25 protein-coding genes are annotated in these 20,847 nt (G+C 66.4%); 9 read left to right on the top strand and 16 right to left on the bottom strand.

Translation table 11 applies throughout. The annotated features are described in order from the left end of the window. Positions 1 to 56: 56 nt before the first annotated feature. Positions 57 to 404: an ArsC family reductase gene (locus P6144_RS14575; RefSeq protein WP_277768536.1), complete on the top strand. Its 348-nt coding sequence runs from the start codon at positions 57 to 59 to the stop codon at positions 402 to 404. Between the two features lie 7 nt (positions 405 to 411). Here P6144_RS14575 and P6144_RS14570 read toward each other — a convergent pair whose 3' ends face one another. From P6144_RS14570 to P6144_RS14555, 4 genes are all read right to left on the bottom strand, one after another. Beyond that, the gene (locus P6144_RS14570) at positions 412 to 858 is read right to left on the bottom strand and encodes a surface-adhesin E family protein (RefSeq protein ID WP_277768535.1); all 447 of its coding nucleotides are present in this window, start codon (positions 856 to 858) and stop codon (positions 412 to 414) included. An 88-nt stretch (positions 859 to 946) separates the two neighbouring features. Further along, the gene (locus tag P6144_RS14565) at positions 947 to 1,153 is read right to left on the bottom strand and encodes a helix-turn-helix transcriptional regulator (protein WP_277768534.1); all 207 of its coding nucleotides are present in this window, start codon (positions 1,151 to 1,153) and stop codon (positions 947 to 949) included. Then, entirely contained in the window at positions 1,146 to 1,565 is a 420-nt protein-coding gene (locus P6144_RS14560; protein WP_277768533.1) for a hypothetical protein, read from the bottom strand. Before P6144_RS14560 ends, P6144_RS14565 begins: the two co-directional genes overlap by 8 nt. A 1-nt stretch (position 1,566) precedes the next feature. Next, the gene (locus P6144_RS14555) at positions 1,567 to 1,983 is read right to left on the bottom strand and encodes a hypothetical protein (protein ID WP_277768532.1); all 417 of its coding nucleotides are present in this window, start codon (positions 1,981 to 1,983) and stop codon (positions 1,567 to 1,569) included. 227 nt (positions 1,984 to 2,210) lie between these two features. Between P6144_RS14555 and panB the strand changes: the two genes are divergently transcribed. From panB to P6144_RS14530, 5 genes are all read left to right on the top strand, one after another. After that, positions 2,211 to 3,068 (top strand): 3-methyl-2-oxobutanoate hydroxymethyltransferase, encoded by an 858-nt coding sequence (gene panB, locus P6144_RS14550; RefSeq protein WP_277768531.1) that lies wholly within the window; start codon positions 2,211 to 2,213, stop codon positions 3,066 to 3,068. Positions 3,069 to 3,143: 75 nt separating this feature from the next. Continuing rightward, positions 3,144 to 3,854, top strand: coding sequence for a tetratricopeptide repeat protein (locus P6144_RS14545; RefSeq protein WP_277768530.1), 711 nt, complete (start codon positions 3,144 to 3,146; stop codon positions 3,852 to 3,854). Next, on the top strand, positions 3,851 to 5,176 hold the full coding sequence (locus tag P6144_RS14540) for a PQQ-like beta-propeller repeat protein (RefSeq protein WP_277768529.1): 1,326 nt from the start codon (positions 3,851 to 3,853) through the stop codon (positions 5,174 to 5,176). The genes P6144_RS14545 and P6144_RS14540 overlap by 4 nt, the downstream gene beginning before the upstream one ends. Before the next feature lie 106 nt (positions 5,177 to 5,282). Then, positions 5,283 to 6,656 carry a ribosome biogenesis GTPase Der gene (gene der, locus P6144_RS14535; RefSeq protein ID WP_277768528.1) on the top strand — a complete coding sequence of 458 codons (1,374 nt, stop codon included), beginning with the start codon at positions 5,283 to 5,285 and terminating at the stop codon, positions 6,654 to 6,656. Positions 6,657 to 6,763: 107 nt separating this feature from the next. Beyond that, entirely contained in the window at positions 6,764 to 7,174 is a 411-nt protein-coding gene (locus P6144_RS14530) for an Hpt domain-containing protein (RefSeq protein ID WP_277768527.1), read from the top strand. A gap of 368 nt (positions 7,175 to 7,542) precedes the next feature. On the opposite strand, the gene bfr is transcribed toward P6144_RS14530, so the two are convergent. The 6 genes from bfr to purL all read right to left on the bottom strand — a co-directional run bounded on the left by bfr (position 7,543) and on the right by purL (position 13,158). Beyond that, positions 7,543 to 8,025: a bacterioferritin gene (gene bfr / locus P6144_RS14525; RefSeq protein WP_277768526.1), complete on the bottom strand. Its 483-nt coding sequence runs from the start codon at positions 8,023 to 8,025 to the stop codon at positions 7,543 to 7,545. Positions 8,026 to 8,132: 107 nt separating this feature from the next. Next, entirely contained in the window at positions 8,133 to 8,303 is a 171-nt protein-coding gene (locus P6144_RS14520) for a (2Fe-2S)-binding protein (protein ID WP_277768525.1), read from the bottom strand. Positions 8,304 to 8,385: 82 nt separating this feature from the next. After that, on the bottom strand, positions 8,386 to 9,606 hold the full coding sequence (locus P6144_RS14515) for a DUF418 domain-containing protein (protein ID WP_277768524.1): 1,221 nt from the start codon (positions 9,604 to 9,606) through the stop codon (positions 8,386 to 8,388). A 131-nt stretch (positions 9,607 to 9,737) separates the two neighbouring features. Continuing rightward, positions 9,738 to 10,412 carry a nitroreductase family protein gene (locus tag P6144_RS14510; protein WP_277768523.1) on the bottom strand — a complete coding sequence of 225 codons (675 nt, stop codon included), beginning with the start codon at positions 10,410 to 10,412 and terminating at the stop codon, positions 9,738 to 9,740. 68 nt (positions 10,413 to 10,480) lie between these two features. Beyond that, positions 10,481 to 10,888, bottom strand: coding sequence for a hypothetical protein (locus tag P6144_RS14505; RefSeq protein WP_277768522.1), 408 nt, complete (start codon positions 10,886 to 10,888; stop codon positions 10,481 to 10,483). 35 nt (positions 10,889 to 10,923) lie between these two features. Then, a complete protein-coding gene (purL, locus tag P6144_RS14500) occupies positions 10,924 to 13,158 on the bottom strand; it encodes a phosphoribosylformylglycinamidine synthase subunit PurL (RefSeq protein WP_277768521.1) in 2,235 nt (744 codons plus the stop codon). Between the two features lie 370 nt (positions 13,159 to 13,528). Here purL and P6144_RS14495 point away from each other — a divergent pair, with 370 nt between their 5' ends. Next, positions 13,529 to 13,915 carry a PAS domain-containing protein gene (locus P6144_RS14495; protein WP_277768520.1) on the top strand — a complete coding sequence of 129 codons (387 nt, stop codon included), beginning with the start codon at positions 13,529 to 13,531 and terminating at the stop codon, positions 13,913 to 13,915. A 233-nt stretch (positions 13,916 to 14,148) separates the two neighbouring features. Here P6144_RS14495 and P6144_RS14490 read toward each other — a convergent pair whose 3' ends face one another. The 5 genes from P6144_RS14490 to aroQ form a co-directional block, all read right to left on the bottom strand. Continuing rightward, entirely contained in the window at positions 14,149 to 15,231 is a 1,083-nt protein-coding gene (locus tag P6144_RS14490) for a GGDEF domain-containing protein (RefSeq protein ID WP_277768519.1), read from the bottom strand. Positions 15,232 to 15,397: 166 nt separating this feature from the next. Beyond that, positions 15,398 to 15,736, bottom strand: coding sequence for an arsenate reductase (glutaredoxin) (gene arsC, locus P6144_RS14485; protein ID WP_277768518.1), 339 nt, complete (start codon positions 15,734 to 15,736; stop codon positions 15,398 to 15,400). Between the two features lie 89 nt (positions 15,737 to 15,825). Further along, positions 15,826 to 17,181, bottom strand: coding sequence for an acetyl-CoA carboxylase biotin carboxylase subunit (gene accC, locus P6144_RS14480; protein WP_277768517.1), 1,356 nt, complete (start codon positions 17,179 to 17,181; stop codon positions 15,826 to 15,828). A gap of 126 nt (positions 17,182 to 17,307) precedes the next feature. Then, complete coding sequence (accB, locus tag P6144_RS14475; protein WP_277768516.1) at positions 17,308 to 17,799, bottom strand: acetyl-CoA carboxylase biotin carboxyl carrier protein; 492 nt, start codon at positions 17,797 to 17,799, stop codon at positions 17,308 to 17,310. Positions 17,800 to 17,833: 34 nt separating this feature from the next. Continuing rightward, entirely contained in the window at positions 17,834 to 18,268 is a 435-nt protein-coding gene (gene aroQ / locus P6144_RS14470; protein ID WP_277768515.1) for a type II 3-dehydroquinate dehydratase, read from the bottom strand. 81 nt (positions 18,269 to 18,349) lie between these two features. Here aroQ and thiS point away from each other — a divergent pair, with 81 nt between their 5' ends. Then, positions 18,350 to 19,354, top strand: a complete 1,005-nt coding sequence (gene thiS / locus P6144_RS14465) for a sulfur carrier protein ThiS (protein WP_277768514.1) — start codon at positions 18,350 to 18,352, stop codon at positions 19,352 to 19,354. Next, positions 19,354 to 20,115 (top strand): alpha/beta hydrolase, encoded by a 762-nt coding sequence (locus tag P6144_RS14460; protein WP_277768497.1) that lies wholly within the window; start codon positions 19,354 to 19,356, stop codon positions 20,113 to 20,115. Before thiS ends, P6144_RS14460 begins: the two co-directional genes overlap by 1 nt. A gap of 118 nt (positions 20,116 to 20,233) precedes the next feature. Here P6144_RS14460 and P6144_RS14455 read toward each other — a convergent pair whose 3' ends face one another. Beyond that, positions 20,234 to 20,830, bottom strand: coding sequence for a class I SAM-dependent methyltransferase (locus P6144_RS14455; protein WP_277768496.1), 597 nt, complete (start codon positions 20,828 to 20,830; stop codon positions 20,234 to 20,236). Between the last annotated feature and the right edge of the window lie 17 nt (positions 20,831 to 20,847).

Raw genomic sequence — 20,847 nt, 5'->3', positions numbered from 1 at the left:
GCTGGCCGGGCCAGGCAATATTGAGGGCGCAAGCGCCGCGAGCCAAGGGACTTCAGATGACCATCACCATGTACGGCATCAAGAATTGCGACACGATCAAGAAGGCGCGGACCTGGCTCGACGAGCACGGCATCCCCTATGCCTTTCACGACTACAAGGCCGAGGGGATCGATGCCGCGCGGCTGGCGCGCTGGAGCGGGCTGGTCGGCTGGGAAGTGCTGCTCAACCGGGCCGGCACCACCTTCCGCAAGCTGCCCGACAGTGATCGCGAAGGGATCGATGCGGCCAAGGCGGCGGCGCTGATGCGGGCCCAGCCTTCGATGATCAAGCGCCCCGTGCTCGAATATCCGGGCGGCATCCTCGTCGGCTTCAAGCCGGAGAACTACGCCAGGGCGCTGCTCTGAGCGAGGCTCAGAAGCCCTTCCGGAACTTCTCGAGCACCCAGATCTCCGGATTGGCGACCACTTCCGAGAAATAGTTGCCGCGGCCGCACACGGTGGTGAGCATGGTCAGCAGCACGCTGCCCTGCTTGGCGACGGTGGGGTCGCTCGGGCCGGCCTCGGTGTCGAGATAGGTGCCGCGCACATAGAAGCTGCTGTCGCGCATGAACGAGGTCATTGCCGCGCAGTCCGCCTGGCGGGTGAGCATCGAGCGATCGAAGTCGCGCGTCGGGCTCGTCGTCTCGTAGATGGTCTGCTGCTTGAACGTCACGATGTTGCCGTTGCGGCGCACCGAATCGACATCGACGAAATAGGCCATTTGCGGCGCCTGGTTCGAATAGGCGGCAAGGCGCCAGCTCTGCGCCGAAGCGGTGTGCGGCGCGACGAGCGCGGCGAGTGCGAACAAGGCAAGGCGCATGCTGATTCCCCCAATCTGGCGCTAACCACGCTAGCGGCCCTGCGTAGCTGCGCAAGCCTTTCGTCTCCCGAATTGGGTCGCTTAGGCGTCATTCCTCCCAGCTGAACACCTCTTCCAGCGGCTTGCCGAACACCTGTGCGATCCGGAACGCGGCTTCGAGCGAAGGCGAATATTTGCCCTGCTCGATCGCCGCGATCGTCTGGCGGGTGAGGCCGATCTTCTCGCCCAGCTCGGCCTGGGTCATCTCGCCGGCGAGGAAGCGCAGCGTGCGGACGTTGTTGACGACCTTAGCCATGCCAGCCCCTCCGATAGCTCAGCAGCACCAGGAAGTGGTTTACCGCTTCGGCAATCACGATCGCCAGCAGCGCGGTGTTGACGATCTTGGGGGCGGGCTCGCTGAAGGGCATCACCACGCCGACCAGGATCGCGCCGGTCATCAGCGTGTAGTAGCCGGCAGATGCGCCGCGCCGGGCTATCGAACGGTCGCGCTCGTCGGCGCGGCGGGCGGCCGGGGCGGTCTGCATGGCCAGCACGATATGCCCGATGATCACCGCCACCGCCTGGGCCCCGGCGATGATGCCGAAGGCCCAGAGGATGTCGAACAGCGTCGGCGGCGTGTCGCGCAGCGCCATCATCGGGAAGTAGATGCCATAGGCGATGACCATGCAGATCAGCGTGAGCCAGGCCGCCTTTTCGCGATAGGCCATCTCAGCGGCTCCAGCGATAGCCGGCAATCTGCGCGGCATAATGGACGATCTCGGCGATCACGATCGAGCCCATGATCCCATAGGCCATGTCGATCCGGTCGAAGCCCAGATGGACGCTGCCGGCGACGCAGATCACCAGGGTGATCAGCACCGGATAGGCAAAGGCATAGGCGCGCCGGGCGATCTCGCGGTCGCGCTCGTCGCCGCCGGCGCTGGCATCGGCCGGGGCAAGCACCGCGGTAACCGTCGCGGCGATGATCATCAGCACCGTCTGGACGATCACTGCCGCGATGAAGCCCATGAAATATACGGCACTGTGCAGCTTGCCGCCGGTTCCCAGCATGAAGCCGAAATAGCCGCCCCACACCAGAATCGTGGTGATCACCGATATCCAGGCGATCTTTTCCTTGAATGGCATTTTTCACCTCAGGTTCGAATCACATGACCTTATGTTAGAAATATATAACATTGAGTCAAGCGTGGATAACTTCGCGGGCGGCGCTCCAACCCGTCATCCCGGCGAAAGCCGGGATCTCAGGCGAAGGCGCGGGACAGGCGCCGCACGAAATCCAGGCTTTCGCCGCGATGACGGTCGGGGAGGACGGGCACTGGCTACCCTCGCCCGGAGCCGCTAGACCCCCGGCCATGTCGCACGTCACCATGGACACGGCCACGAGCCGCGCTAACCCCACGCCGGCGCCGATGAAGCGCCTGACCGTGCCCGCGATCCGCGATCGCAAGGGCAAGGACCCGATCGTGATGCTCACCGCCTATACGACGCGGATGGCGCAGCTGCTCGATCCGCATTGCGACGTGCTGCTGGTGGGCGACAGCCTGGCCCAGGTGATCTACGGCCTGCCCTCCACCCTGCCGGTGACGCTCGACATGATGATCGCGCACGGCGCCGCGGTGGTGCGCGGCAGCTGGCATTCGCTGGTGATCGTCGACATGCCCTTCGGCAGCTATGAGGGTAGCCCCGAACAGGCCTTCGTCTCGGCTTCGCGCGTCCTCGCCGAGACCGGTGCGGCCGGCGTCAAGCTCGAAGGCGGCCAGACGCTGGCGCCGACGGTGGAGTTCCTGACCCGGCGCGGCATCCCCGTGGTCGGCCATGTCGGCCTCACCCCCCAGGCGGTCAACGCGCTCGGCGGCTATGGCGCGCGGGGCCGGAGCAACGCCGAGCATGCCCAGATCCTCGACGATGCCCGGGCGATTGCCGCCGCAGGCGCGTTCGGCGTGGTGGTCGAGGGCGTGGTCGAGACGCTGGCGCGGGAGATCACCGCCGCCGTCTCGTGCCCGGTGATCGGCATCGGTGCCTCTGCCGATTGCGACGGCCAGGTCCTGGTGATCGACGACATGCTCGGCATGTTCGAGCGCACCGCCCGGTTCGTGAAGAAATATGACGATCTGGCTGGCCGCATTTCCGCCGCGGTTGAAACCTATGCCGCCGATGTTCGGTCCCGGGCCTTTCCGGGACCCGATCAGGTCTATGCGCCGCGGGATTGACGGGCTACCGAGCGCTATCGATTCCCGCACGGCGCGGCTAAGGTCCGCGCCCGCAAGAGACGCATGAGGTAGATTTTGGCGCTTCCCCCCTCCGGCACGACAGACGAAGCCTTCCTGCGCGAAGTCGACGAGGAATATCGTCGCGCGCAGATGCTGAGCATCTGGCAGCGCTACGGCAAGCTGATCATCGGCGCGGTGGTGCTCGCCCTGGCGGCCTTTGCCGGCTTCCTGTTCTGGCAGCACCAGACCGCTTCCGCCGCCGGCCAGCGCGGCGAGCAATATGACTCGGCGCTGCGCGAGATCGAGCAGAACCAGCTCGACAAGGCCGGCCCTGACCTCGCCAAGCTCTCCGCCAAGGGCGGTGACGGCTTTGCCGCGATGTCGGCGATCGTCGAGGGTAACCTGGCGCTGCAGAAGAAGGACGCGAAGGGCGCCGTCGCCAAGTTCGCCGCAGTGGCGACGAACAGCGCCTATCCCAAGACCTTCCGCGATTACGCGCTGCTCCGCCAGACCGTGGCGGAATATGATTCGCTGAAGCCGGAAGTGGTGGTGTCGCGCCTCCAGGGCCTGGCCAAGCCGGATTCGGCCTGGTTCGGCAGCGCCGGCGAGCTGGTGGCCACCGCGCAGATCAAGCTCGGCAAGCGTGCCGAGGCAGGCAAGCTGCTCCAGCAGATCGCTCAGGGCGGCGAGAATGTGCCGGAGACGACGCGGCAACGCGCGGTTCAGCTGGCGAGCGTATTGGGGATCGACGTCCTCGGTCAGTCGAAGGAAAAGCAGGCTCAATGAACAATAAGCTGAGGGTGGCTGGGGCCCTTGCGGCACTCGCGCTGGTTAGCGGCTGCGGGGTATTCAAGGGGTCGGGCGGCAAGAAGACGCCCGTACTCGGCGAACGCGTTCCCATCCTGATGTCCGAGAACGACATCACCAGCGACAAGTCGCTGGCCAATGTCGATGTGCTCGTGCCCGAAGCGGCGGTGAACGAGCAGTGGAGCCAGCCGGGCGGCAGCGCCTCCAAGTCGATGGGCCATCTCGCGCTCTCGGCCGCGCCTGCGCGAATCTGGAGCAAGGAGATCGCCAAGACCTCCAAGAAGGAGCGGCTGGCGGCCACGCCGGTGATCGCGGGCGGCAAGCTGTTCGTGATGGACACCGACGGCGTGGTGCATGCGCTCGCTGCGGACACTGGCGCCGAGCTGTGGCGTGCCGCCACCGTGAAGGCCGATGACAACAAGACCGCGCGCTTCGGCGGCGGCGTCAGCGTCTCGGGCGAGCATGCCTTCGCCACCAACGGCCTGGGCGACGTGGTCGCGCTCAACATCGCCGACGGCACCGAGCTGTGGCGCAAGCGCCCTGGCGGCCCGCTGCGCGGCGCGCCGACGCTCGCCAACGACAATCTCTACGTCGTCACCCAGGACAACCAGCTCTTCGCGATGAAGCAGGAGAATGGCGACGTTAACTGGACGGCCTCGGCCAGCCTCGAGACGCAGGGCGTGTTCGGCGTTGCCGCGCCGGCCTCGGCGCAGGGCACGCTGATCGCGGGCTTCTCCTCGGGCGAGCTCAACGCCTATCGCTACGAGAACGGCCAGTCGCTGTGGAGCGACGTGCTGTCGCGTTCCAGCATGACCACCTCGGTCTCCTCGCTGTCGGACATCGATGCCGAGCCGGTGATCGATCAGGGCCGCGTCTATGCCGTGGGCCAGGGCGGCCGCATGGTTGCGATGGACATCGCCACCGGCAACCGCATGTGGGAGCAGAACCTCGCCGGCATCTCCACGCCGTGGATCGCAGGCGAGTGGATCTTCGTGGTGACCGACGATGCGCGCCTGATGTGCCTGTCGCGCACCAGCGGCAAGGTGCGTTGGATCGCGCAGCTCAAGCGCTACAAGAATGCCAAGAAGCCGAAGAACCCCTATGGCTGGGTCGGCCCCGTGCTGGCCGGCGGCAAGCTGATCCTCGGCAACACCCGCGGCGAGCTGGTCTTCGTCTCGCCCGCCGATGGCAGCATCAGCTCCAAGATCGAGCTCAAGGACCCGATCTCGCTGCAGCCGGTGGTGGCCAACAACATCCTGTACGTTCTGGACGACAAGGGGCGCCTGACCGCGTTCCGCTGATTTCTGTCCCGGCCATGGCAGGCGGGCGGGGTCGTGAGGCCCCGCCCGTTGCTTTTTGTGTTACATGCCGGTTTGCTGGGCACGCGCCCGAGAAGAGTTTGATGTTATGCCTTTGCCCACCGTCGCGATCATCGGCCGGCCCAATGTCGGCAAATCGACGCTGTTCAACCGGCTCGTCGGCAAGCGGCTTGCGCTTGTCGACGATCAGCCGGGCGTCACGCGGGACCGGCGCGAGGGCGAGGCGAACCTGCTCGGGCTCGAATTCCGCATCTTCGACACCGCGGGTTATGAGGACGAGGATGCCGCGACGCTGCCTGGCCGCATGCGCCAGCAGACCGAGGCGGCGGTGCAGGATGCCGATGTCGCGCTGTTCCTGGTCGATGCCCGCGCCGGCGTGACGCCGCTCGACGAGGAGATTGCCCGCTGGCTGCGCTCGACCGACCGGCCGATCGTCCTCGTCGCCAACAAGGCCGAGGGCAGGGCGGGCGAGACCGGCGTGCTCGAGGCGATGGCGCTGGGCTTTGGCGACCCCGTCCAGCTCTCCGCCGAGCATGGTGAGGGCATTGCCGATCTGTTCGAGGCGCTGCTGCCCCATGTCGAGCGCGACGCGGCAGAGGAAGTCGAGGAGGACGATCCCGACAACCCCAATGCGCCGCTGAAGCTGGCGATCGTCGGCCGGCCGAACGCGGGCAAGTCGACCCTGGTCAATCGCTTCCTCAACGAGGACCGGATGATCACCGGGCCGGAAGCCGGCATCACGCGCGATTCGATCTCGATCGATTGGGCGTGGGAGGATTTCGAGGGCAATATGCGCCCGGTCCGCCTGATCGATACCGCGGGGCTGCGCAAGAAGGCGCGGGTCGAGGAGAAGCTCGAGAAGCTGTCGGTGATGGACACGCTGCGCTCGATCGACTTCGCCGAGGTCGTCGTGCTGCTGCTCGATGCCACGCGCGGCCTCGAGGTGCAGGACCTCAAGATCGCCGATCGCGTGCTCCAGGAAGGCCGTGCGCTGATCATCGCGCTCAACAAGTGGGACGTGGCGGAGGATGCCTCCAGCCTGTTCAACGGCGTGAAGAAGGCGCTCGACGACGGCCTCGCCCAGGTGAAGGGCGTGCCGCTGCTCACGGTCTCGGCGGCGACCGGCAAGGGGCTCGACACGCTGATCGACGTCGCCTTCAAGACGCGCGACTCCTGGTCGCGCCGCGTCTCCACCGGCCAGCTCAACCGCTGGTTCGAGCGCGCGATCGAAGCGAACCCGCCGCCCGCGCCCGGCGGCAAGCGGATCAAGCCGCGCTACGTCACCCAGAACAAGTCGCGCCCGCCCAGCTTCGTGCTGTTCGGCACGCGCGTCGATCTGCTGCCGACCAGCTATCAGCGCTATCTGATCAATGGCTTGCGCAAGGAATTTGATTTCGGCGCGGTGCCGGTTCGCCTGACGCTGCGTGCGCCGAAGAACCCGTTCGACCGCGACAAGGATTGAGAATCCAATCGCTTCCGTAACGAACCTGTCGCAAATCAACTTCGTGTTTACACACAGGCCCTAGAATTGCTCCCAGTGCTTTGGGGGTGGCGTAGGGGAATGACGCGATGACCGGCAACGTGCAGCTGGTGAATTGGGATAGCTTTTCGCAGGCGCGGAGCGAGCTCGGCGCCAATTTCGTGCGTATTCTGGGCTATTTTCGTGAGGACGGCGTGAAGTCGGTCGCGCGCATCGAGGAAGCGATGCGCGGCCAGAATGCTGCCGCCATGGTGATTCCGGCGCATACGCTGAAGGGCGAAGCGCGCCAGTTCGGTGCCGATCCGCTGGCGGATCTGGCCGAGACGATCGAGATGAGCGCCCGCGCCTGCATCGAGCGCCAGGACACGCCTTCGACGATCCTCGAGCATGTCGTGGCGTTACGCCCGCTTTTCGAAGCGACTCTGGCGCTTCTCGAGCGCGAATCGAATCCCCTGGTAGAGCGCCGCCCGGTATTCGGCCGCCGCTCCCTCGCGGGCTGATCTGGAAGGAGCTGCTCCTTGGTGAAGGTCAGGGAGCCTAGCCCATAGCCGTCATCCCGGCGGAAGCCGGGATCTCGTGCGGCTCTTGCCCCAACGTTTCCGCGCCTTCGCCTGAGATTCCGGCTTTCGCCGGGAGGACGGTCGCACCGGCGGTTGCAATGTAGGATTTCGCCTGCTTGGCTCGTGCTGCCGGGCCTGCGCCCGGCCGCTCTTTGATCTGTTGGAAATATAGGGCGCCGCGCACGCAACGATGTTGCGTGATGCAGCGCATTCCCGGGAAATAGGGAAAACAGGCCCCGCCAGAACCCGTCTTGGGCGTGTACTTCGTGTCCTTTGCCGAGTCGCGTCAGGGGGCGTTGTAGGGCGCCCTAGCTCGCCTCTGCAGGCTCGCTGTTGAGCTGGATATAGTTGGCGATGCCCATGCGCTCGATCATGTCGAACTGCTTCTCCAGCGTGTCGACATGCTCTTCCTCGCTCTCGAGGATGTCGGCGAACAGGTCGCGCGAGACATAGTCGCGCACGCTCTCGCAATGCTGGATCGCGTCGCGGAGAAGGGGGATCGCTTCCATCTCCACCGCGAGATCGGCCTTGAGAATCTCCTCCACCGTCTCGCCGATGCGCAGCCGGCCGAGCAGCTGGAAATTGGGCAGGCCATCGAGGAACAGGATGCGCTCGGCCAGCTTGTCGGCGTGCTTCATCTCGTCGATCGATTCGTGGCGCTCCAGCTCGGCGAGCTTGGTCACGCCCCAATTGTCGAGCAGGCGATAGTGCAGCCAATATTGGTTGATCGCGGTCAGCTCGTTCTTGAGCGCCTCGTTGAGATAGTCGAGGACCTTGGGGTCGCCCTTCATTGCTGCCACCTGTTTTGTGATTGGTTTCGGCAGCAGAATAGGCGCGGCGCGCCGCGTTTAACAGTCAGAAAATGGCGGATTTCTGCGGTTTTTGCCTGTTGCGACTGTTACGCAGCAGCACGTTCCTGGGCGATGATCTCACGTGCGAATGGCACGCATTGTCCGCACTTCGCCTGGCAGCCGAGCGCGCGATAGGCCTGGCAGGCGCTGGTCGCGCCATCGCGGGCGGCTTCGCGCACGTCACGTTCCCGGATTGCATTGCAAACGCAAACGACCATCAGACCCTCTCGCCTCGTGGAGCGAGAATTAGGGCTATTGACACTGATTCGCAAGACTATTGCGAGGCACTCGCATTATTACCTAGGCGCTGCCGCGGATCGGCTGGAGGCTGCCGCGCGCCAGGCTGCGCCACAGCCACTCGAACGGGCCGAATCGGAAGCGGGCCAGCCAGGGCTTGGACCAGAACAGGATCGCAGCCCAGATCGCGAAAACCACGGGGTAGAGCTGCCAGCGGCTCAGATGGCCGTACCAGCCAAGCCCATAGCCGTAGAAGAGCGTGGTGCAGATCAGGCTGGTCGCCAGATAGTTGGTGAAGGCCATGCGCCCCGCTGCCGCCAGCCGCGTGGTGAGCCCGCCGCCGGGGCGGGCGAGCAGCAGGATCAGGCAGATCCAGCCGGCGATCATCGGCGGGCGGATCAGCGCGGTGAGCGGCATCATCGCCGCGACCATGCGGATGTCGAAGCCCGAGGCCCATTGGCACCAGGCAAGCGCGGCATAGGCAGGCAGGGTGATCGCCCAGCAGAGCAGCAGCCAGCGGCGATAGCGTGCTGGTGCCCATTCGCCGCGCAGCATGCCGCTGCGCAGCGCCGCCATGCCGAAGAGCATGTAGCCGAGCGTCTCGGGGCCGTAGAAGACAAACAGGCCGAACAGCGCGCCGCCATCCTCGCGCAGCCGATCGGCCAGGATCGCGCCATAGGCGCCGCGGTGCAGCGCCAGGTCCTTGGCGATGTCCGCCGCGGTGGGGACGCCGAAGCTTCGCGCATAGCCCTGGAGTTCGGCGGCGCCGGCCGGGTTGGCGTGAAGCTGGAGGATGCTGAGCGGTATGGTGGCGAACAGCACTGCGCCGAGCAGCGTGAGCATCGTGCCAAGCACCATCAGCCGCGATACCGGCACGTCGCGCATCGCATAGGCGATCATGCCGATCAGCGCATAATGGGCGAGGATGTCGCCGTGCCAGACCAGGAACAGGTGGCATAGGCCGAAGACGAGCAGCCAGGCCATGCGGCGGTAATGCACTTCGGCGGGGCTCCGCTCGCCCGCTTCGGCGCGCTCGATCACCAGCAGCGTCGAGGCGCCGAACAGGAAGGAGAAGAGCCCGCGCATCCGCCCGTCGAACAGGATGAAGTTCACCGCCCAAGTGGCGAGGTCGGCGCCGTGCCAGCCGCCATAGGCGCGGGGGTTCACATAGGCGGCGTCGGGCATGGCGAAGGCGAGGATGTTGAGCAGCAATATGCCCAGCACCGCAACGCCGCGGACCAGATCGAGCGAAGGAAGCCGCGCCGGGGCGGCGGGAGCTTCCATTCAGTCCCGCGCCGCGCCGGCGGCGGCCCAAGGGGCGGCGGCGATGTCGAGCGTGCCGGCAGCCAGCGTGGCGAACAAGATCCGGCGTCCAGCATGCATGTCCTGCGTTCCCCGCTCCCCGGGGTGGCACGCTACAGCCAGGAGCTGATCTGCTCCAGTGGCTTCTTGGCAGCGATGCCCGCGGGCACGGTGGCGCCTTCGGCCGGATGGCCGGTGACGATCAGCAGCACCGGGCGCTCCTTGTCCGGCCGGCGGCAGACGCGATTGAGGAAGCGCATCGGGTGCGGGGTGTGAACCAGCGTGGCGACGCCAGCGGCATGGAGCGTGGCGAGCAGCAGCCCGGCGGCGATGCAGACGCTTTCGGTGACGTAGTAGTTGCGCTGCGGCACGTGATCTTCCGGCTCGCCGCTGCGCTGGGCGAAGACGGCGATCAGCCAGGGCGCCACTTCGAGATAGGGCTTGTCGGCATCGGTGCCGAGCGGGCGGATCGCGTCGAGCCAGGCTTCGCCGGCGCGGCCGCCGTAGAAATTGCGCTCCTCTTCCTCCACCGCGACGCGGATCGCCGCCTTGGCCTCGGCCGATTCGATCACGCTGAAATGCCAGGGCTGGCGGTTGGCGCCGCTGGGGGCAGAGCCGGCGGCGAGCAGCGCGGCCTCGATCACTTCGCGGGGCACCGGCTGGGCGCTGAAAGCGCGGCAGCTCCGGCGGGTGGCCATTTCGGCGAGAAACGCCTGCGCTCGCGCAATGCGCGCGGCGTCGTTCAGCTCCGGATAGGGCTGCCAGGGCAGCGTCTCATGCTCGGCCATTCTCGAATCCCGGTTCCGAGCATGCCATCGCCAAGGCATAGGCAGCACTCCGCATTTTCACCTAGCGGTCAGCGATTTTCCTTCCGGATCACCAGCTTGAGGCCGGACCAGATCGCATCGACGGCGCAAACCTTGATGTCGATCAGTCCCTTGGGAAGCGCTACCTCGCGGATAACGTCTTCGGTGATATCGGTTTCCACCTTGGCCGCTTTTTTGGGCCAGGAAACCCACATGAAGCCGTTGCGCTCGATCAGCGCAAGCAGCGCGTCCAACTCGCGCTCCAGCTTCGCCCGCTCGGTGACGAAGACATGCGCCGCCTGCAGCCCGGTACAGGCCGCCTCATATTCCTCGATCCCCAGCGCCTCGGGATCGATCTCGTCGCGGACGCTGTCGGGCATGCCGCAGAACCAGCTGCGCATGCCCCGCTTCAGCCCGAGCTTCTGGGCGAGCGGCGTGCCGGAATAGCCTTCGGTCATAAGACCTCCCTCCATGGCCGGCCCGGCGCGTCACCTTATGCCAGGGCGGCGTCTTCCCCCATCAATTCTGGGAAGAAAGCTTCGTGCGCTGCCTTGAGATCGGTCAAGCTCACGCAGAAATCGCCATCCTCCAGCTCGAAGATGATCCGGTCCTTGATCGTGCGACCGATCGGATCGGCGACGACGCCGGCCCGGTCCGCGGCGACCAGGAAATCGGCCAGCGCCTCGTCTTTCACGGTGACCACGTAAAGGCCCTGGTCCTCGCCGAAGAAGCTCTCGGCAACGCCGAAAGGTTGCGCCTGGTCGAGGATCGCGCCGATGCCCGAGGCCATCGCCATCTCGGCGACGGCAACGGCGAGGCCGCCATCGGCGACGTCATGGCAGGCACTGATCGCACCGGTGCAGATCGCGGCGCGGATGAAGGCGCCGGCGCGGCGCTCGGCCATCAGGTCGACGCTGGGGGCGGGGCCTTCCTCGCGGCCGTGCAACTCGCGCAGCCAGAGCGACTGGCCGAGATGGCCCGAGCGCTCGCCGACGGCGATCAGGATGTCGCCCGTGCCCTTGAAGGCAATCGTCGCGCTCTTCGACCAATCCTTGAGCAGGCCGATCGCGCCGATCGCCGGGGTCGGCAGGATCGCCGAGCCGCCGCCGGTGGCCTTGGACTCGTTGTAGAGCGAGACGTTGCCCGAGACGATCGGGAAGTCGAGCGCGCGGCAGGCCTCGGACATGCCCTCGAGGCAGCCGACGATCTGGCCCATGATCTCGGGGCGCTGCGGATTGGCGAAGTTGAGGCAGTTGGTCACCGCCAGCGGCGTGGCGCCCACCGCCGAGAGGTTGCGCCATGCCTCCGCGATCGCCTGCTTGCCGCCTTCAACGGGGTCGGCGAAGCAATAGCGCGGGGTGCAGTCGGTGGTGATCGCCAGGCCCTTGCCCGAGCCATGGACGCGGACCACCGCCGCGTCGCCGCCGGGGCGCTGGGCGGTATCGGCGCCGACCATGTGGTCATATTGCTCCCAGATCCAGCGGCGCGAGGCGAGGTCGGGCGTGCCGACCAGCTTGAGCAGGTCCGCGGCCGGATCGGCGCTCTCGGGTACGTTCGCCAGCTCGGCCGGCTTCGGCGTCGGCACATGCGGACGGTCGTAGAGCGGCGCTTCGTCGGCGAGCGGGGCGAGCGGGATGTCGGCGACGGTGTCGCCCTTCCACTTCAGCACCATGCGGCCGGTATCGGTGACATGGCCGATCACCGCGAAATCGAGCTCCCACTTGCGGAAGATCGCTTCGGCAAAGGCTTCGCGGCCGGGCTTGAGCACCATGAGCATACGCTCCTGGCTCTCCGACAGCATCATCTCGTACGGCGTCATGCCGGTTTCGCGCTGGGGGACATCGTCCATGATCAGCTCAATGCCGACGCCGCCCTTCGAGGCCATCTCGACCGAGGAGGAAGTGAGGCCGGCGGCCCCCATGTCCTGGATCGCGACGATCGCATCCGACGACATCAGCTCGAGGCACGCCTCGATCAGCAGCTTCTCGGTGAAGGGATCGCCGACCTGGACGGTGGGGCGCTTCTCCTCGCTGTCCTCGCCGAAATCGGCCGAGGCCATTGTCGCGCCGTGGATGCCGTCGCGGCCGGTCTTGCTGCCGACATAGACGATCGGATTGCCGACGCCCGAAGCGGCCGAATAGAAGATCTTGTCGGTATCGGCGATGCCGACGGTCATCGCGTTGACGAGGATGTTGCCGTCATACGCCTTGTGGAAATTGACCTCGCCGCCGACGGTGGGGACGCCCACGCAATTGCCATAGCCGCCGATCCCGTGGACCACGCCGGCGATGAGGTGCTTCATCTTGGGGTGATCGGGCCGGCCGAAGCGCAGCGCGTTCATGTTGGCGATCGGGCGCGCGCCCATGGTGAACACGTCGCGCAGGATGCCGCCGACGCCGGTCGCCGCGCCCTGATAGGGCTCGATGTACGACGGGTGGTTGTGGCTCTCCATCTTGAAGATTGCCGCCTGGCCATCGCCGATATCGACGACGCCGGCATTCTCGCCCGGGCCGCAGATCACCTGGGGGCCGGTGGTCGGCAGCTTCTTCAGGTGGATGCGGCTCGACTTGTACGAGCAGTGCTCCGACCACATGACCGAGAAGATGCCCAGCTCGGTGATATTGGGCACCCGGCCCATCGCCTTCAGGACGCGCTCATATTCCTCGGGGGTGAAGCCGTGCTCGGCGACGATCTCGCCCGTGATTTCCTGGGAGGTGATCTCAGTCATGCGACGAGCCCATAGCGGCGGCTTTTGCCCTCGTCACCCCCGAGCGGGGGAGCGGCGAAAATGTTGACTCCGTTGTCTCGTTTACGCGGGTGCGGGGCGGGGAAAGTCCCAAAGGTCGCCACATCCACGCGCGCGGGAGGGGCGGTCCGGCGACCGGCGGTGGGGGTGGCGGGAGAGCGCGGCGCGATCGGCATCATGCAGAGCCAAGCAGATGGAATCCTACATTAAAAGACTGAATCGTCGCCGTTTCGGCTACTGGACATTAACCATGATAAGCGTAGCAAGGCACGCAGTTGGTAAAACCAAGGGCCGCAACGTGTCGCGTCACTGGATTGATAAGGTCGGCGAGCCTTCGGTTGGGCGGGTGCCGATGGGCTGGGCGAACGGACTGGGCGTGGTGCCCGATTGCACCCCTGCGGTGCTCGCACCGATGCCTGCCGCCTGGGAATGCGACCTGTCTGACGATTCGCTGCGCTGGACCCCCGGCGTGTTCGAGATTTTCGGCCTTTCCCCCGACGAGCCGCTGCGCCGCGACGACACCGTGGCGATGTACACGCCCGAATCGCAGGCCGAACTCAAGCGGCTGCGGGACGAGGCGATCGCCACCTGCGGCAGCTTCACCTTCGATGCCCAGATTCGCCGCCCGGATGGCGAGGCGCGCTGGATGCGCGTGACCGCCGATGTCGAAGTCCGCGACGGCAAGGCTGCCTATCTCTACGGGTTGAAGCAGGACATCACGCATCTGAAGCGGGACTGACCCAAAATCCTCTCCCGGAGGGAGAGGGGGACCGCCGCCGCAGGCGGTGGTGGAGAGGGCGCGCCACGAGCGGTACCGCCTGCGGCAAGCCCCCTCCACCAGCTTCGCTGGTCCCCCTCCCCCTCCGGGGGAGGATTTCAATTCGGCTGGCGGCAAAATACCTCTGACCGATCTTGTGGATATGAGAGCGAGATAGCCGTTCATCATCCCGGCTTTCGCCGCGATGACGAAGCCTACGCCGCCGAGGCCACCGGCGGCACCGAGGTCACCACCTGATCCTTGCCGGCGTGCTTGGCGGCATAGAGCAGCTCGTCGGCGATGCGCAGTGCCTCGCCGGCATCGCCGGCAACGGTGGTCACGCCAGCGGAGAAGCTGATCCGGCCGATCGGCAGGTTGGTGGTCTGGTCGCGCAGCAGGCGATCGCGCAGCTGGGTGCGGCAGGCGTCGAGCGATTCTGCGGCATCCTCGGCATCGCTGCCTTCGAACAGGCAGACGAATTCCTCGCCGCCGTAACGGGCGACCATCACCCGGCGGCCCAGGAATTCGCGCAGCGTCCGTCCGACGAAGCGCAGCACCCGGTCGCCGGTGTGATGGCCGTGACGATCGTTGATCGCCTTGAAATTGTCGATGTCGCACAACGCCAGGGCGAAGGGCGCGGCATTGGGGCGTGCCAGCGTCTCTTCCATCCGGGCGAAGAAGCCGCGGCGATTGGGCAGGCCGGTGAGGTGATCCTCCTCGGCTGCGCGCACCGCGCGATCGAGATCGGCGCGCAGGCGCTTCGTGTCCTCGCGCGTGCTCTCGAGCCGGCCGCCGATCCGGCGGGTGGTTTCGGCGACCTCGAGCGTGACTTCGAGCAGGCGGCGATAGGCTTCGCCCGGCTCGCTTTCCAGCTGCCCCGCGGCTTCGCCCAGCGCAGTCGAATAGGCGCTGGTCGAAGCCGAGGCATCGCCGACCGCGCCCAGGCATTCGGCGACCTTGGCCTCGAGCAGGCGCGTGAGCTTTTCGAGCTTGTCTGACGTGTCGGTGGGCGCGCAGCGCTCGACGATCCGCTCGACATCGCGATCGGTCAGCCGCCCCTTGGTGGCGAGCAATGCCTCGGCCGCACCGACCAGCGCAGATTCGCGCCCTTCCAGGAAGCGGCCGGCGAAATCGAAATTGGTAGTGCTGGGCTCGAGGCCATGCTCGAACAGGAAGCTGCCGATCTGCTCGTAGCGCAGCCGGTGCAGCGCGCTGCGATCGGGCACGGTGTCGTCGCTGCGGCGGAACCAGGCGGTGAGGCGATCGAGCTGCGAGTGAAGCGAGACAGGGGCGTTCATGCGTGCCGCCCCGCGATTCGACGGCGTGTGCCGGCGCGACGCTTCCCGATCTCGACTCTCTCCCGCATTTTCCCACCCTTTCGAGGGGGATTGTTACGGGTACGAACGTTAATTTTCGGGTTACCGAGACGGTGGAACCGTCAAATCGGGTAATGCCGCGCGCGGATCAGAGGATTTCGCGGATCTTTTCGGGCGGGCGGCCGAGCCGGACGCCCTTTTCGGTGACCACCAGGGGGCGCTCGATCAGGATCGGATTCGCCGCCATCGCGTCGAGGATCGCCTCGTCATCGGCGCCTTTGAGCGGCTTGGCGGCATCCTCGGCGATGCGCAGGCCTTCGCGCGCGGTCATGCCGGCGCGGGCGTAGAGATCCTTCAGCGTCTCGCGGCTCGGCGGGGTCTTGAGATACTCGACCACCTCGACCTCGACGCCCGGCGCCTCGTTCAGGATCGCCAGCGCCTCTCGCGACTTGGAGCAGCGGGGATTGTGGTAGATCGTGGCTTTCATATCCAACCGTTCGTGCTGAGCTTGTCGAAGCACCGTCCTGCTCCGAAGAAAAACGGCCCTTCGACAGGCTCAGGGCGAACGGAGGAGTGTCAGGCCTCGTCCTGTCGGGCCAGCCACTCCTCAAGCCACTTGATCGTATAGTCGCCCTTCTGGAAGTCGGGATCGTCGAGCAGCGCCTGGTGGAGCGGGATGGTGGTCTTCATCCCGTCGATCACGAACTCCTCCAGCGCCCGGCGCAGGCGGCGAAGCGCGCCCTGGCGGGTGGTGCCATAGACGATCAGCTTGGCGATCATCGAGTCGTAATAGGGCGGCACCTTGTAGCCGGCGTAGAGCCCCGAATCGACGCGGACGTTCATGCCGCCCGGCGCGTGATAGCCCTTCACCAGACCCGGCGAGGGAGCGAAGGTGCGCGGATCCTCGGCGTTGATGCGGCACTCGATCGCATGGCCGCGGAAGACCACGTCCTCCTGGCGCAGCGTCAGGCCGTGCCCCTCGGCGACGCGGATCTGCTCGCGGACGAGGTCGAGGCCGGTGATCGCCTCGGTCACCGGATGCTCGACCTGCAGACGCGTGTTCATCTCGATGAAGTAGAACTCGCCGTCTTCCCACAGGAATTCGATCGTGCCGGCGCCGCGATAGCCCATATCGGCCATCGCCTTTGCGCAGATGCCGCCGATGCGGTTGCGCTCCTCGGCGGAGAGTACCGGGGAGGGGGCTTCCTCGAGCACCTTCTGGTGGCGGCGCTGGAGCGAGCAGTCGCGCTCGCCCAGATGGATGGCGTTGCCATTGCCGTCGCCGAACACCTGCACCTCGATATGGCGCGGGTTGCCGAGATACTTTTCGAGATAGACGGTGGCGTCGCCGAACGCTGCCTTGGCCTCGCTGCCTGCCTGGAGCATCTGCGCTTCGAGGTCGGCGGGGTTGTTGACCACCTTCATGCCGCGGCCGCCGCCGCCCGATGCGGCCTTGATGATCACCGGATAGCCCGCGGCCTCGGCGATCTTCTTGGCTTCCTCGACATCGCTGATCGCGCCGTCCGAGCCGGGGACGAGCGGCAGGCCGAGTGCACCGGCGGTGCGCTTCGCCTCGATCTTGTCGCCCATCGTGCGGATATGCTCGGGCTTGGGCCCGACGAAGATGATCCCGTGCGCCTCGACGATCTCGGCGAACTTGGCGTTCTCCGAGAGGAAGCCGTACCCCGGGTGGATCGCATCCGCGCCCGAAATCTCCGCTGCGGCGATGATCCGGTCGATCTTCAGATAGCTCTCGCCCGCCGCCGGCGGCCCGATGCAGATCGCCTCGTCGGCGAGGCGGACGTGCATCGCGTCCGAATCGGCGGTGGAGTGCACCGCGACGGTCTTGATGCCCATCTCGTGGCAGGCACGGTGGATGCGCAGCGCGATCTCGCCGCGATTGGCGATCAGGAGCTTCTTAATTTCAGGCATGGTTCGCTATTCCGGCCGAGGCCAAAAGAGTCCGTTCGTGCTGAGCTTGTCGAAGCACGGCTCTCCCACGGCGTATCGCTCGCGGAACCGCGCCCTTCGACAAGCTCAGGGCGAACGGGGGAGGGGTCATTCGACGACGACGAGGGGCTGGTCGAACTCGACCGGCTGGCCGTTGTCGACCAGGATCGCCTTGACCGTGCCGGCCGAAGTGGCGTGGATCGGGTTCATCACCTTCATCGCCTCGATGATCAGCAGCGTGTCGCCGGCCTTCACCGCCTGGCCGACCGCGACGAAGTTCGCCGCCTCGGGGTTCGGCGCCAGATAGACGGTGCCGACCATCGGCGACTTGACGGCGTTGAGCGCGGCGGCAGGCGCAGGCTCGGCGGCCGGAGCGGCTGCTGCGGGCGCTGCTACCGGGGCAGCCGCAGGGGCTGCCATCACGGGAGCGCCCCCCAACACGTTCTGGGTTACCTGCACGGTGCGCGCGACGCGCACCTTGCGATCACCGTCCTCGACTTCGATTTCGGTAAGGTTGGTGTCGTCCAGCACGGCGGCGAGCTGCCGCACCAGGTCGATATCAACCTGCATGGCGCCCGTCTTGTCGTTCTTATCTGCCATTTGATCTCGTCTTCCGATGAAACCGCGCCCTTTGTCAGAGGAGCGCGGCGGCTTCAAGCGCAAGCATGTAGGATAGCGCCCCGAAACCGGCGATGGTTCCCTTGGCGGCCATGCCGACATAGCTGTGGTGGCGAAACTCCTCCCGCGCGAGCGGGTTGGAGAGATGTACTTCGATTACCGGCGTCTTGATCGAACGGATCGCGTCGTAGAGCGCCAGGCTGGTATGGGTGAACGCACCCGCATTGAGCAGCACCGCCTTCGCGCCGCGCGCCTGAGCCTCGTGCAGCCAGTCGACCAGATGGCCTTCGTGATTCGACTGGCGAAGGTCGATCTCGAGCCCCAGCTCCTTCGCCCGGTCTTCCAGGCGCCCGGCAATGTCGTCGAGCGTGTCCGAACCGTAGATCTCCGGCTCGCGCAGTCCCAGCAGATTGAGGTTGGGACCGTTGAGGACGTAGATCGTATCGGCCAAGGCCAAGCCTTTCGGTTGCGGGCGCGGGAGCGGCTTCCCTATATGAGCCCGCGCTCCCGATCAAATATCCAAGGACAGTTCATGCACAGCGACGGCACCGTTTCCATCACCGTTAACGGCGAGCACAAGCGGGTGACGGCCGGCCTGACCATCGCCCAGCTCGCCGAGGAACTGGGGCTGGTGCCCGCAAAGCTGGCGGTGGAGCGCAACCTCGAGGTCGTGCCGCGCTCGACGCTCGACCAGGTGATGGTCGAGGACGGCGACGAGCTGGAGATCGTCCATTTCGTCGGAGGCGGCGACCATGGCGGCCCGGTGGATGAGGACACATGGACCGTTGCGGGCAAGACCTTCCGCTCGCGGCTGATCGTCGGCACCGGCAAGTACAAGGACTTCGAGCAAAACGCCGCCGCGGTCGCCGCTTCGGGCGCGGAGATCGTCACGGTTGCCGTCCGGCGCGTGAACGTCAGCGATCCCAAGGCGCCGATGCTCACCGACTATATCGACCCGAAGAAGATCACCTACCTGCCCAACACCGCCGGCTGCTTCGACGCCGAGTCGGCGATCCGCACGCTGCGCCTCGCGCGCGAGGCGGGCGGCTGGGAGCTGGTGAAGCTCGAAGTGCTCGGCGAGGCGCGGACGCTCTACCCCGACATGGTCGAGACTCTTCGTGCCACGGAAATTCTCGCCAACGAAGGCTTCAAGCCGATGGTCTATTGCGTCGACGATCCGATCGCCGCCAGGCGGCTCGAGGATGCCGGCGCAGTGGCGATCATGCCGCTGGGCGCGCCGATCGGCTCGGGGCTGGGCATCCAGAACCAGGTGACGATCCGGCTGATCGTCGAAGGGGCCAAGGTGCCGGTGCTGGTCGATGCCGGGGTCGGTTCGGCGAGCGACGCGGCGGTGGGCATGGAGCTTGGCTGTGACGGCATCCTGATGAACACCGCGATCGCCGAGGCCAAGGACCCGGTGATGATGGCGGCGGCGATGAAGGCGGCGGTGGAGGCCGGGCGGCTCTCCTATCGCGCCGGGCGGATGGCCAAGCGCCGCTACGCCGATCCGTCGAGCCCGTTGGCGGGGCTGATCTGATGCGCGCGGCAGCCGCCGCCGCGCTGGCGCTGCTTTCGCTGTCGGCCTGCCATCCCAAGCCTGCCAATGTGCCCAAGGAGACGCGGGCGATCTCGGCCGAGCCGGTTGCGCTCACCGCGGCGGACGGCGCGAAAGTCTTCGGCGTATATACGGGGGTGGAGAAGCCCAAGGCGCTGATCCTGCTCTTCCACCAGGCGGGATCGGGCAAGGACGAATATGCCACGATCGCGCCCCGGCTCGCGACCTGGGGCTATGCCTCGCTGCGGATCGACCAGCGCGCCGGCGGCGACCTGTTCGGCGACAACGAGACGGTGAAGGCGCTGGGCAAGCCGGCCGACTATCTCGTCGCGAAGCAGGACCTCGAGGCGGCGCTCGCCTGGGCGGAGACGAAGAAGCTGCCGGTGATCCTGTGGGGAAGCAGCTATTCGGCCTCGCTGGTGTTCCTGCTCGCTGCCGAGCATCCCGGCGCGGTGAAGGCAGTGATGGCCTTCTCGCCGGGCGAATATTTCGACGACAAGACGCTGGTGGCCAAGGCGGCCGCCAAGGTGAAGGCGCCGGTGTTCGCCACCTCCGCGCAGGAGGGGCACGAGATCGACGACACCCGCGTCATCCTCGATGCGGTGCCCGGCGAGAAGGAGCAGTTCGTGCCCAAGCAGGGCGGGGTGCATGGTTCCTCCACGCTGCTGCGCGCGAAGAACAAGGATGGGGCCGAGCCGGTATGGGCCGCGGTGATCGCGTTTCTGGGGAAGGTGGCGCCCTAGTTCGCCCGTCATGCTGAACTTGTTTCAGCATCCAAGGAACCGCGAGGGATATCGTTCGTGGCGCGTTGGACCCTGAAACAAGTTCAGGGTGACGAGGGGTTGGTGGAAGCGCCGCTGCCTAATGCGGCCGCCGCACCAGCCATACCGAGCGCCCGCCCGCGCCCGGGTCCTCGGGCTTGTACGCCACCTCGAACAGCCCGGTTCGAGAGAATATCGCGCGGTACTCCGCCGGATCGGCGCTGGCGTGGAAGATTTCCTCGCCGAACTGCTCGCCCATCGCTGTGCCGCGGCCGGGCCCGGTATTGAACAGCATCGCGCCGCCCGGCGCGAGCCAGGGCGCCAGTCGCTCGATCAGTGCAAGCTGGTCGTCGGCGGGCAAGTGGAAGCCGCTGTCCCAGAGGATGATCCCGCCATAGAGCCGGTCGAGCGCCACCCGGCGCATATCCGCCACGACCCACTGCTCGCGCGGGAAGCGCGTGCGGCACAGCGCGATCATCTTTTCGGAAGCGTCGACCCCGGTGATCGGATGCCCGGCATCATGGATATAGCGCGCGATCGGCTCGCCGGCGCCGCAGCCCAGGTCGAGCACCGGCGCCCCCCTGGCCACGCCCAGCAGGAAACGGTCCAGCCAGGCCCGCTCGACGAACGTCTTGCGCCGCGCATGATCGAACGCATGCGCATGTCGCTCATAATGTTCGATAATCCGGTCTGGCATGACGGAACCCATTTCCA

It is taken from the genome of Sphingomonas sp. HITSZ_GF (genome assembly GCF_029543155.1).
Lineage (GTDB): Bacteria > Pseudomonadota > Alphaproteobacteria > Sphingomonadales > Sphingomonadaceae > Sphingomonas.
The sequence above is the reverse complement of the archived record's forward strand: the minus strand, read 5'-3'. Positions and strand labels throughout refer to the sequence as shown.